Annotated in this window: 10 protein-coding genes; 9 read left to right on the top strand and 1 reads right to left on the bottom strand. The window is 39.4% G+C overall.

Features of this window, described 5'->3' with window-relative positions; all coding sequences use genetic code 11:
* Positions 1 to 28: 28 nt before the first annotated feature.
* A complete protein-coding gene (locus QUE18_RS09430) occupies positions 29 to 1,279 on the bottom strand; it encodes an HlyC/CorC family transporter (protein ID WP_009204368.1) in 1,251 nt (416 codons plus the stop codon).
* 150 nt (positions 1,280 to 1,429) lie between these two features.
* Between QUE18_RS09430 and QUE18_RS09425 the strand changes: the two genes are divergently transcribed.
* The 9 genes from QUE18_RS09425 to QUE18_RS09385 all read left to right on the top strand — a co-directional run bounded on the left by QUE18_RS09425 (position 1,430) and on the right by QUE18_RS09385 (position 12,227).
* Positions 1,430 to 1,909, top strand: coding sequence for a methylated-DNA--[protein]-cysteine S-methyltransferase (locus QUE18_RS09425; protein WP_009204369.1), 480 nt, complete (start codon positions 1,430 to 1,432; stop codon positions 1,907 to 1,909).
* Between the two features lie 280 nt (positions 1,910 to 2,189).
* Positions 2,190 to 2,750: a manganese efflux pump MntP gene (locus tag QUE18_RS09420; protein WP_040344502.1), complete on the top strand. Its 561-nt coding sequence runs from the start codon at positions 2,190 to 2,192 to the stop codon at positions 2,748 to 2,750.
* A gap of 159 nt (positions 2,751 to 2,909) precedes the next feature.
* Positions 2,910 to 5,099: an anaerobic ribonucleoside-triphosphate reductase gene (gene nrdD / locus QUE18_RS09415; protein ID WP_009204371.1), complete on the top strand. Its 2,190-nt coding sequence runs from the start codon at positions 2,910 to 2,912 to the stop codon at positions 5,097 to 5,099.
* A 23-nt stretch (positions 5,100 to 5,122) separates the two neighbouring features.
* Positions 5,123 to 5,611 carry an anaerobic ribonucleoside-triphosphate reductase activating protein gene (gene nrdG, locus QUE18_RS09410; protein WP_009204372.1) on the top strand — a complete coding sequence of 163 codons (489 nt, stop codon included), beginning with the start codon at positions 5,123 to 5,125 and terminating at the stop codon, positions 5,609 to 5,611.
* A gap of 150 nt (positions 5,612 to 5,761) precedes the next feature.
* Positions 5,762 to 6,139: a GntR family transcriptional regulator gene (locus QUE18_RS09405; RefSeq protein ID WP_009204373.1), complete on the top strand. Its 378-nt coding sequence runs from the start codon at positions 5,762 to 5,764 to the stop codon at positions 6,137 to 6,139.
* Positions 6,140 to 6,153: 14 nt separating this feature from the next.
* Complete coding sequence (locus tag QUE18_RS09400; protein ID WP_009204374.1) at positions 6,154 to 8,613, top strand: ATP-dependent Clp protease ATP-binding subunit; 2,460 nt, start codon at positions 6,154 to 6,156, stop codon at positions 8,611 to 8,613.
* Between the two features lie 67 nt (positions 8,614 to 8,680).
* Positions 8,681 to 9,094, top strand: coding sequence for a hypothetical protein (locus QUE18_RS09395; protein ID WP_008392491.1), 414 nt, complete (start codon positions 8,681 to 8,683; stop codon positions 9,092 to 9,094).
* Between the two features lie 18 nt (positions 9,095 to 9,112).
* The gene (gene radA, locus QUE18_RS09390) at positions 9,113 to 10,468 is read left to right on the top strand and encodes a DNA repair protein RadA (protein WP_009204375.1); all 1,356 of its coding nucleotides are present in this window, start codon (positions 9,113 to 9,115) and stop codon (positions 10,466 to 10,468) included.
* 100 nt (positions 10,469 to 10,568) lie between these two features.
* The gene (locus tag QUE18_RS09385; protein WP_022092009.1) at positions 10,569 to 12,227 is read left to right on the top strand and encodes a glutamine--tRNA ligase/YqeY domain fusion protein; all 1,659 of its coding nucleotides are present in this window, start codon (positions 10,569 to 10,571) and stop codon (positions 12,225 to 12,227) included.
* Positions 12,228 to 12,236: the final 9 nt, after the last annotated feature.

Below are 12,236 nucleotides of genomic sequence, written 5' to 3'. Positions count from 1 at the left end.
ACCTTGCAAGAAAAAGCAAGGTTCTTTTTTACTGCTCTTTTGGAATGATATGAATTGTTTCCATACGGTTTTTGTCAACGGAAACAACTTTAAAAAGAAAATGTTCATCTTCTGCAGTTTCGCCCTCTGAAGGCAGATGATCAAGCAGTTCGATGATATATCCGCCAAGAGAATCATAATCCTCAGAATCAAGGTCTACGTCAAGCAGATCATCAAGATCATCAAGCTTTAAAGAAGCGGATACCATATAAGATCCATCGGATAATTTTTTGAAAGTTTCTTCCTCAGAATCATCATATTCATCACGCAGTTCTCCAAAAATCTCTTCAACGATATCTTCTAGAGTAATAAGACCTGCAGTCACTCCATATTCATCCAAAACAATGGAGAAACTAACAGATTTTTCACGCATCTGTGCAAGAAGGCTTGATACTTTCTGAGTTTCATACGTAAAGAACGGCTTACGCAGAACATCTTTCAAATGAAAGATCTCGCCTCTGTGCTGGCTGCGGTAGAAATAAACATCCTTAAAATAAACAATACCAACAACATGATCTTTACTTCCTTCATAAACAGGAAGTCTAGAATAACCGGCCTCGCGGAAAATATCAAGAACTTCATCATAAGAAGCATCTACAGACACAAAAGTTACATCAATTCGCGGGATCATAATATCCTTGGCAAGAGATTCCTTAAAATCAAAAACGTTGTTTAACATATCTTTCTCAGATTCTTCAATAACGCCTTCTTCGTGGCTGACATCAACGATCGTACGAAGTTCACGTTCAGTCATGATACGTTTGGATTGTTTCGAGTCGATCCGCAAGATGATAAGGATCGCTGTAGAAAGTTTGTTGATAATGTAAACAACCGGTGTCAGTAATTTTGTGATCAGATAAATGCTGGAAGCATAGCTTAGAGCAAGTTTTGTATTATTGATCGTTGCAAAAGTCTTTGGTGTGATCTCACCAAAGATCAATACAAGTACTGTGATCACAGCAGTTGCGATTCCGGCTCCCATGCTTCCAAAGATACGAATAGCGATCGTTGTAGTAAGGGATGTTAATGAAATATTCACAAGGTTATTTCCGACTAAGACGCTGGAAAGCATCTGGCTTGGATTCTCGATCAATTTTAAAACAATAGCAGCTTTTTTATTGCCATCTTCTGCCATGGCACGCATACTATGTGGATTGACGGTTGTAAGTGCTGTTTCTGCAGATGAAAAATAAGCAGAAAGCATTAATAAAATGATAATTGCGATTATCTGTAATATCATACTGGGGTCCAATGAAAATTCCTCCTAAAATAAATATCTGTTCATTTTTATACAGTTCTTTTCATTGTACGCAAGAAATATGTACATGTCAAGTTAGTCCTTGCCAACCATGGAAGAATATGGTATACCTATTTTTAGGAGGATTGTCATATGAGGTACTATTATGATTATAGTTTTCCAATCGGTAATTTAACGATTGAGGAAGATGGGCATGGCATTTGCGGGATATATTTTGGGACGAAGACATTAGAAGGCGAGAAGAAGAATACAGAATTGATCAGGGAAGCAGCACTGCAATTATCACAGTATTTTGATGGGCGGAGAAAGAAGTTTGACCTGAAGATTTCTTATCATGGAACAGAATTCCAGATCAAAGTATGGAAAGCATTGGAGAAGATTCCATATGGGGAAACTTGTACTTACAAAGACATTGCGGAATCAGTAGGGATTCCAAAAGGATGTCGAGCTGTTGGCATGGCGAATAACAGGAATCCGATCGTGATCGTTGTTCCATGTCACAGAGTGATCGGAATGAACGGTTCACTGACAGGATATGCAGGTGGTCTGGAAATGAAAGAATACCTGTTAGATCTTGAAAAGCGTAATCAAAAATTAAAGGAAAGATATTGACAAAGATTCTCAGTTGAGATATGATACATAGGCACATTTTGCCGGAAGCACATCCGGTATGATCTTATAGATATTTCCGTGAGGGAGTAGTTAGCAGAGAATCTGTGACAGTATCAACATAATGATGAACGACATCTGGTGCTGTCTTAATTAACGAGACTCACAGACGATAAGCTTTTGTTTATAACAAGGCTTTCGTCTGTGGGTCTTTTTCATATCATAGGAAATTCCGATGGAATCCCCTATGATATGAAAAACTTACGATATGGAGGACGTTTTTATGGATTTACTTACGTTATTAACACTGGCTGTTGGATTGGCGATGGATGCATTTGCTGTTTCTATCTGCAAAGGACTAGCGATGAGAGAAAAAGTTTTGAAAAAAGGGATCATTGTTGGTTTATGGTTTGGAGGATTTCAGGCACTGATGCCAACAATCGGATTTTTCCTTGGAACACAGTTTAAAGACCAGATCACATCGATCGACCATTGGATCGCATTTGTGCTTCTTGGGCTGATCGGAATCAATATGGTCAAAGAAGCATTATCAAATGATGAAGAACAGGCAGATGATTCGATCGCAGTGAAAGAAATGTTCATGCTTGCTGTTGCGACAAGTATCGATGCATTAGCAGTTGGGATCACATTTGCCTTTTTAAATGTGCATATTGTATCCGCAGCGTCGATGATTGGAGTCTGTACTTTCTTGATTTCATTTGTAGGAGTAAAGATCGGAAATATTTTTGGAACAAAATATAAATCCAAGGCAGAGCTCGCAGGTGGCATAATACTGATACTTTTGGGATTTAAGATTCTGTTTGAGCATCTTCATATTCTCTAAAATGAAAAATTAGCTCTTTCTTTTTTATGAAAAAGAGTGTAATATAATAAAGGCAATGGCACAAGATATAGTGCTGATTGGTAGAACGACAACAAGATTTTGTGCCAGAAAATGGAAACACACAGAATCTTGTAATTTTATATAAATGAGGGAGAAACTATGAATGGTGATGTAAAAACAAAGATTATCAAGAGAAACGGTGAGGAGGTAACCTTTGATCTCGATAAGATCATCAATGCGATCACGAAGGCGAATGAAGAGGTAACAAAGATCCATCAGATGAATCAGTATCAGATAATGGCGATCGCAGAGAAGGTTGCAGATCAGGTAGCAAACTCTTCTCATGCGGTGAATGTAGAAGATATCCAGAATATGGTCGAGACAGGGATCATGGAGATGAGAGGATATGAAGTTGCCCAGAAGTATGTAAGATATCGTTTTAAGAGAGAACTGAGAAGAAAATCAAATACGACCGATGATGGAATTCTTTCTTTACTTGATAATATTAATGAGGAAGTAAATCAGGAGAATTCGAATAAGAACCCAGTGATCAATTCCACGCAGAGAGATTATATGGCAGGAGAAGTCAGCAAAGACTTAAGTAAACGTGTCCTTCTGCCAAATGAGATCATTCGTGCTCATGAAGAAGGAATCATCCATTTTCATGATTCTGACTATTTTGCACAGAGAGAACATAACTGTGATCTGATCAACTTGGAAGATATGCTTCAGAATGGAACTGTGATCAGTGAGACATTGATCGAGAAACCACATTCATTTTTTACAGCATGTAATGTGACAACACAGATTGTTGCTCAGGTTGCAAGCAACCAGTATGGAGGACAGTCTTTTACATTAGCACATTTAGCACCATTTGTAGACATCAGTCGAAAGAAGCTGCGTAAGAATGTCGTGAAGGAACGTAAAGTGATCGGAGAATCTATGGATGATGCGATCATCGACAAGATTACAGAGATGCGTCTGTATGATGAGATCAAACAGGGAATCCAGACGATCCAGTATCAGCTGGTAACTTTAATGACATGTAATGGACAGGCGCCATTTGTCACAGTCTTTATGTATCTTGACGAAGTACCAGAAGGACAGACAAGAGACGATCTGGCTCTTGTGATCGAAGAAGTCCTGAAACAGAGAATTCAGGGTGTTAAGAATGAAAAAGGAGTCTGGATCACTCCAGCCTTCCCAAAACTTATTTATGCATTAGATGATGATAACATCACACCAGATTCCAAGTATTGGCATCTGACAGAATTAGCTGCAAAATGTACAGCAAAACGCATGGTTCCAGACTATATCTCAGCGAAAGTGATGAGAGAACTGAAGAATGGTGAAGTATATCCTTGCATGGGATGCAGATCATTCTTAACGGTCGAAGATTCCCAGAGAAATGCAGATGGAAGCCATAAGTTCTATGGAAGATTTAATCAGGGTGTTGTAACGATCAACTTGGTTGATGTCGCATGCAGTTCTAATGGAGATATGGACAAATTCTGGGACATCTTAGAAGAGAGACTGGAATTGTGCCACAGAGCATTAAGATGTCGCCATGAGAGATTAAAGGGAGCGGTATCTGATGTTGCGCCGATCCTTTGGCAACATGGAGCGCTTGCGAGACTGAAGAAAGGCGAGAAGATCGATAAGTTATTATACGATGGATATTCCACGATTTCCCTTGGATATGCAGGACTTTATGAGATGTGTGTCCGCATGACAGGCAAGTCTCATACATCCGATGAAGGAAAAGAATTTGCATTAAAAGTTATGCAGAAATTAAATGATAAATGTAATGAATGGAAGGCAGCAGAGAACATCAGCTATTCTGTATACGGAACACCAATGGAATCAACAACTTACAAGTTTGCAAAATGCTTACAGAAACGTTTTGGTATCATTCCGGGAGTTACAGATAAGAACTACATCACAAACAGCTATCATGTTCATGTAACAGAAGAGATCGATGCATTCAGCAAACTGGCATTTGAGTCAGAATTCCAGAAATTATCTCCAGGCGGAGCGATCAGCTACATTGAAGTACCAAACATGCAGGATAATATTCCAGCCGTCTTATCCGTGATGAAATTTATTTACAATAACATCATGTATGCAGAGTTAAATACAAAGAGTGATTACTGTGAATGTTGTGGATACGACGGAGAGATTCAGATCAAAGAAGATGAATCAGGAAAACTGATCTGGGAATGTCCAAACTGTGGAAATACAGATCAGGATCATATGTTTGTTGCAAGACGTACTTGTGGATATATCGGAACACAGTTCTGGAATCAGGGACGTACACAGGAGATCAAGGATCGAGTCCTTCATTTATAAGACACGATGACAGAGGAGATCATATGCACTACGGAGAAATTAAAAAATGTGATATTGCGAATGGACCAGGAGTCAGAGTCAGCTTATTCGTATCAGGCTGCCGAAATCATTGTCCAGGATGCTTTAATAAGGAGACATGGGACTTTTGTTATGGAAAGCCATTTACGACGGAGACAAAAGATTATATCATGGAACTGTTAAAGCCAGATTATATTGAAGGTTTTTCGCTTCTTGGAGGGGAACCATTTGAACCGGAGAATCAGGAAGAACTGGTCAGATTATTAAAAGAGATCAAAGAAAATTATCCAAAGAAGAATATCTGGTGCTATACAGGATATACGTATGACAAAGATTTGCTCGAAGGTGGTAAAGTATACACACCGTTTACGGAAGAGATGTTATCTTATATTGATACGCTGGTTGATGGACAGTTTATCGAATCCCAGAAAGATATCACATTAAAATTCCGAGGAAGTGCAAATCAAAGAATTTTAGATTTGAATGAAAAATAGACGAGAGAGATGTAGTTTTTTACACTGCATCTTTTTCTTTATCATCTGGAAGAGAAGCTCTTGACAGACTGTGCTTTATATTATAGTCTATGTATAACAAAATATCATAGATAAGTTGTAAATTTCGAAAGAGGAAAGAAGGGTTGCACAATGATACTGGAGATTGATTTCAATAGTGACGAGGCAATCTATGTACAGTTAAGAAATCAGATCATTATGGGAATCGCATGTGCAGAATTTGCTGATGGAGAATCACTTCCATCTGTCCGTCAGTTAGCACAGGTGCTTGGAGTGAACATGCACACGGTGAACAAAGCCTATGCGATCTTAAGAGAAGAAGGATACCTGAAACTAGACCGAAGAAAAGGTGCAGTCATAAGTGTTGAAACTTTGGAAAAACAGCAGGAATTAGCAAGCATTCAAGAGAATTTAAGGATGTTAGTTGCAGAAGCTGTCTGTAAAGGAGTTACAGAAGACGAGATGAACCGGTTGATTCATGATATGTACCAGAAATTAGACAGAAAGTAATAACAGGAGGAATTATGAACCGATTACCATTTACAAAATATGCCTCCAAAGCATTGAATGAAGGACGAGAGATTGCTGGATATCTTGGATTTAAAGATGTCAGCAGTATTTTTGTTCTGCTAGGACTTTATGGGGCAGACGGATCTCTTGCAAGTGAAGTGCTCAAGATGCACGGAGTGACAAGAGAATTAATAGAAGAAGCGATCAAAGAGAAGTCAAAGATGCCAAAAGACCGAAGAAGAACGGTAATGGATACTCCGAAGACAGAATACCTGTTAGAAATTGCAGGAGAACTTGCAATGAAATACGGGTGTGAAGCGATCGGATCAGAACATATCTTGATGGCGATGATCAAAGATGGAGATAATGAAGCATTCCGTTTTCTGGAAGATCATAAGATTTCATCCGAAGGAATCTATACAGATATTTTAGTTACTGCAGGAATTGATTTCAGAAGTGCGAAGAATGAATATAATGAAGCAATCTCTGATGGCGGTGATATGGAAGATGGAGCGGGAGAATATATGCTGCTTCAGTATAGTACAGATCTGACAGAGAAAGCCATGCTTGGGAAGCTTGATCCGATGATCGGACGTGAAAGTGAGATGGAACGTCTGATGCAGATCCTTTGCAGAAGGACAAAGAATAATCCATGTCTGATCGGTGATCCAGGGGTTGGTAAAACAGCAATCGTTGAAGGCCTTGCACAAAGGATCGCCGAAGGCAATATGCCAAGAATTCTTAAGAATAAGAGGATTTTGTCCTTAGACCTTACGAAAGTGATCGCTGGAACGAAATTCCGTGGAGAATTTGAAGAACGAATGAAACGTATCGTAACCGAAGCAACACAGGATGATTCTATTATTTTGTTTATTGATGAGATTCATACGATCATTGGAGCTGGAGGTTCTGAGGGAGCTATGGATGCATCTAATATCTTAAAACCAGCATTGGCAAGAGGAGATTTTCAGCTGATCGGTGCGACAACGAGTGAAGAATATACAAAATATTTTGAAAAAGATGCAGCATTAGTTCGAAGATTCCAACCAGTCAGAGTGAAAGAACCAACCGTAGAAGAAACGATCACGATCTTAAAAGGGATCAAACATCGTTTTGAAGATTATCATAGGATCCTGGTATCAGAAGATGTGGCAGAGGCGATCGCCTCTCTTTCTGATCGATATATCAGTGATCGTTTTCTGCCAGATAAAGCCATTGATCTGTTAGATGAAGCCTGTGCAAGGAAACGAATGGAACAGCTTGGAAGTCATGCAGGTTTTAAGAAAGAACGCAAGGAGATCAGGGAGATCATAGAGAAGATCGAAGCAGCGCTTTCTGATGGAGATATTACAGAAGCAAGAGAGCTTAAGAAAGAGAAGAACAAACTTGAGAAATCTCTGGAACGTAAGATGAAGAGAAATCAGAAGAAGCAAAATGAGATTCCAGAATTGACAACAGAGGATGCCGCAGAAGTCGTTTCTTTATGGACACAGATTCCAGTAACACAGCTTACAAAGGGAGATATGGAACGATTAAGACATTTAGAGAAAGAACTTCACAAACATGTGATCGGGCAAGATGAAGCGGTCAATGCAGTTGCCAAAGCTGTGAAGAGAAGCAGAGTCGGTCTTAAGAGTCCAAACCGTCCGATCGGATCATTCTTATTTTTAGGGCCAACAGGAGTTGGTAAGACGGAGCTGTCAAAGACATTAGCAAAAGCTTTATTTGGAAGAGAAGAAGATCTGATCCGTGTGGATATGTCTGAATATATGGAGAAGCACAGTGTATCAAAGATCATTGGATCTCCTCCAGGATATGTTGGATTTGGAGAAGGCGGACAGCTGAGTGAACAGATTCGAAGACATCCTTACTCTGTCCTTCTTTTTGATGAGATCGAAAAAGCTCATCCTGATGTATTTAATATCCTGCTTCAGGTATTAGATGACGGACATATTACAGATTCCAATGGAAGAAAAGTCGACTTTAAGAATACTGTTATCATTATGACTTCCAATGCAGGTGCAAACCGTATCATTGCACCAAAACATTTAGGATTTTCTATGGATGATACAGATAAAGCCAAGACTCATGAACGTATGAAAAAGGGTGTTATGGAAGAAGTGAAACAGATCTTTCGCCCAGAGTTTTTAAATCGAATTGATGAGACGATCGTATTTGCCGTCCTTACAAAGGAAGAAGTTAAGAAGATCGCAAAATTATTTATGGATGAATTGAGAGCCCGTTTATTAAGAGAACATCAGATCACATTAAAGATCACATCTGGTGCGATGGATCTGTTAGCAGATAAGGGATATGATGAGAATTATGGGGCAAGACCATTAAGAAGGATCATCCAGAATGAGATTGAAGATGTACTGGCAGATAAGATCTTAGAAGGAACCCTTACGAATGGACAGACGATGACGATTGGTAAAAAAGATAAAAAACTTACTTTTTCGGTAAAGGAAAACTAGTAAATAATACTGAAATATATTATAATATACATACGACGACCGAAACAGATATTAGGAGGAAAAGACAATGGCAGTGGTAACTGAATTATTCCGCAGCGAAGACAATGGAACACTTAGCTTTGGTGACTATACATTAGCACAGAAAGCGAAGAAAGGAGATATCCAGTTTGAAGGAGATATCTATAAGATCAAGACTTTCAAGACAATGACAAAACTGGACAAGAACGGACAGCTGATCTTTGAATCAGTTCCAGGTTCAGCAGTACATAACTTTGTTGCAACAACAGATGGAGTTGCATTTGAGATTGAATCTTCATCTGATGTCCAGGTTACTTTAGAAGTAGAAGCCGGACAGGAATATAAAGTTTTTATTGATAATACGAATGTAGGAATGATGAAAGCAAATCTTGGAGGAAAACTAACTCTGAGTGTTGAGTTAAGCGAGGGAACAGCAGCAGCTGTTCGTGTAAAGAAACAGTAGTAACATAAAGGAGCACCAATGGCAAAACAAAAGACAGTTTATTTTTGCAGCCAGTGTGGTCATGAGTCTTCCAAGTGGATGGGGCAGTGTCCTGCCTGTAAGCAGTGGAATACTTTTACAGAAGAGAAAGTTACAGAAACGAAAAAAGGAGGGGCGAAGTCTTTAAAGACTTCTGCCTCTCCTATGAATATATCCGAGGTAACCGTAGAGAATGAAGAGAGGATTCCAACAGGGATTCATGAACTAGACCGTGTGTTAGGCGGCGGGATCGTCAAAGGTTCCCTATCGCTGGTCGGAGGAGATCCGGGAATTGGGAAATCCACGTTATTATTACAGGTATGCAGGAATCTTGCGAATAGCAAACGTAAGGTTTTGTATATTTCTGGGGAAGAATCTATGCATCAGATCAAGATGAGAGCAGAGAGGATCGGAACATTTGAAGAAGAGATGCTTCTGTATTGTGAGACAGATCTTGATGCGATCACGAATGCGATCTTAAAGACGAAACCAGAATTTGCGGTGATTGATTCGATTCAGACAATGTACAGCGAGGATCTTTCCTCGGCAGCAGGCAGTGTGTCTCAGGTAAGAGAAGTGACTGCAGCGATGATGAGAGTTGCGAAAGAGAATAATATCGCAGTTTTTATCGTAGGACATGTGACCAAAGAAGGAGTGGTTGCAGGACCAAGAACACTTGAGCATATGGTAGATACGGTCCTTTATTTTGAAGGGGAAAGAGAAGCGGCATACAGAATCTTAAGAGGTGTCAAAAACCGTTTTGGATCCACGAACGAGATCGGTGTGTTTGAGATGTGTAACAATGGACTTGTAGAAGTGGAGAATCCGTCAAAGACGATGCTTAATGGAAGACCCCTTGATGCGTCAGGATCCGTTGTTGTATGTTCCATGGAAGGGACCAGACCGATCCTGATCGAGATTCAGGCATTGGTATCACCAACAAGCTTTCAGATGCCGAGAAGAACAGCAGTTGGAATTGATTATAACAGGGTGAATCTTTTGATGGCAGTGCTTGAGAAGAGAGTTGGACTGCAGCTTGGCGGCTGTGATGCGTATGTGAATCTGGCTGGAGGTATGAAACTTGGCGAACCAGCGATCGATCTTGGTATTATTATGGCAATCGCATCGAGTTATAAGAACCGGCCGATCTTAGAAGATACGATCATTTTTGGAGAAGTTGGTCTGGTAGGAGAAGTAAGAGCCGTATCAGGTGGAGAAGCAAGGATCAAAGAAGCACAGAAACTAGGATTTAAACGATGCGTTCTGCCTCAGGCGAATGTAGATCAGATCAAGGTCCAGACAGACATGAGACTTGTAGGAGTTTCAAATGTCATGGAGGCATTAGATCTTATATAGAAGGATTATCTGTATTTCACAATGATACAGAAATTATATGATTGCAAGTGTATAGAAGATACATTATAATCAGAATAGAAAAAACTATATGGAGGAAGACATGGAAGAAACGATTTCTAAGAATTTTATCGAACAGATCATAGAAAAAGATATAGAAGAAGGGCATTGCAAGAAGGTAGTTACAAGATTTCCACCAGAACCAAACGGATATCTTCATATCGGACACGCAAAATCCATCTTATTAAACTATGGACTGGCTCAGGAATATGGCGGAGATTTCCATTTCCGTTTTGATGATACAAACCCAACAAAAGAGAAGGAAGAATATGTAAATTCTATTAAAGAGGACGTAGAATGGTTAGGAGCAGATTATCACGAACATATTTATTATGCTTCCAACTACTTTGACAAGATGTATGAATGTGCAGAATTCCTGATCAAGAAGGGAAAAGCATATGTCTGTGATCTGAATGCTGAACAGATCAGAGAATACAGAGGAACTTTAACAGAACCTGGAAAGAACAGTCCATACCGTGACCGTACACCAGAAGAGAACTTACAGTTATTCCGCGAGATGAAGGAAGGAAAATACCCAGATGGAAGCAAAGTTCTTCGTGCCAAGATCGATATGACATCTGGAAATATCAACATGAGGGATCCAATTCTTTATCGTATCGCAAGAATGGAACATCATAATACAGGAAACAAATGGTGTATTTATCCAATGTACGATTTTGCTCATCCATTAGAGGATGCATTTGAAGGGGTAACACACTCTATCTGTACACTGGAATTTGAAGATCACAGACCACTGTATGACTGGGTTGTTAACGAATGCGAATTTGAGAATCCACCAAAACAGATCGAATTTGCGAAGTTATATCTGACAAATGTTGTTACAGGAAAACGTTATATCAAGAAACTGGTAGAAGATGGAATCGTAGATGGATGGGATGATCCACGTCTGGTATCATTATCAGCACTTAGAAGAAGAGGATATACACCAGAATCCATCAAGAAGTTTATGGAACTTGTCGGAGTTGCAAAGAGCCACAGCTCTGTAGATTCAGCGATGCTTGAATACTGCATCCGTGATGATCTGAAATTAAAACGTCCACGTATGGCAGCGATCTTAGATCCGATCAAACTGGTGATCACAAACTATCCAGAAGGAGAAGGGGAACTCGTTGACGTTCCAAATAATCAGGAAAACGAAGAGATGGGAACAAGACAGGTACCATTTTCAAGAGAATTATATATCGAACGAGAAGATTTCAAGATTGAAAAGCCTAAGAAATACCGTCGTTTATATGTAGGTAATGAAGTACGTCTGATGAATGCATATTTTGTGACATGTACAGGGTACGATGTAGATGAGGACGGCAATGTAACCTGTGTATATGCGACATATGATCCAGAATCCAGAGGAGGAAACAGTCCAGATGGAAGAAAGGTTCGCGGAACGATCCATTGGGTATCTGTACCAACTGCGAAAAAAGCAGAAATCCGTCTATATGAAAACATTGTAGATGAAGAAAAAGGTGTATATAATGAAGATGGAAGTATTAATGTGAATCCAAATTCACTGACTGTGATCAAGGAAGCATATGTAGAGCCTGAGTTAGAGAAATATGATAAGGAAGACAGTTTCCAGTTTATGAGAACAGGATATTTCTGTTTAGATTCCAAAGATTCTACAAAAGAACACATGGTATTTAATAGAATTGTAAGCTTAAAGAGTTCTTACAAACCAAATTAATCAAATTTG

The sequence above is a fragment of the Anaerostipes hadrus ATCC 29173 = JCM 17467 genome, assembly GCF_030296915.1.
Taxonomy (GTDB): domain Bacteria; phylum Bacillota; class Clostridia; order Lachnospirales; family Lachnospiraceae; genus Anaerostipes; species Anaerostipes hadrus.
This window is presented reverse-complemented; position numbering and strand designations above follow the sequence as displayed.

Bases quoted from the DNA above. Each gene is read 5' to 3' on its own strand.
- QUE18_RS09430 (WP_009204368.1), bottom strand. From the start codon at position 1,279: ATGATATTACAGATAATCGCAATTATCATTTTATTAATGCTTTCTGCT.
- QUE18_RS09425 (WP_009204369.1), top strand. From the start codon at position 1,430: ATGAGGTACTATTATGATTATAGTTTTCCAATCGGTAATTTAACGATT.
- QUE18_RS09420 (WP_040344502.1), top strand. From the start codon at position 2,190: ATGGATTTACTTACGTTATTAACACTGGCTGTTGGATTGGCGATGGAT.
- nrdD (WP_009204371.1), top strand. From the start codon at position 2,910: ATGAATGGTGATGTAAAAACAAAGATTATCAAGAGAAACGGTGAGGAG.
- nrdG (WP_009204372.1), top strand. From the start codon at position 5,123: ATGCACTACGGAGAAATTAAAAAATGTGATATTGCGAATGGACCAGGA.
- QUE18_RS09405 (WP_009204373.1), top strand. From the start codon at position 5,762: ATGATACTGGAGATTGATTTCAATAGTGACGAGGCAATCTATGTACAG.
- QUE18_RS09400 (WP_009204374.1), top strand. From the start codon at position 6,154: ATGAACCGATTACCATTTACAAAATATGCCTCCAAAGCATTGAATGAA.
- QUE18_RS09395 (WP_008392491.1), top strand. From the start codon at position 8,681: ATGGCAGTGGTAACTGAATTATTCCGCAGCGAAGACAATGGAACACTT.
- radA (WP_009204375.1), top strand. From the start codon at position 9,113: ATGGCAAAACAAAAGACAGTTTATTTTTGCAGCCAGTGTGGTCATGAG.
- QUE18_RS09385 (WP_022092009.1), top strand. From the start codon at position 10,569: ATGGAAGAAACGATTTCTAAGAATTTTATCGAACAGATCATAGAAAAA.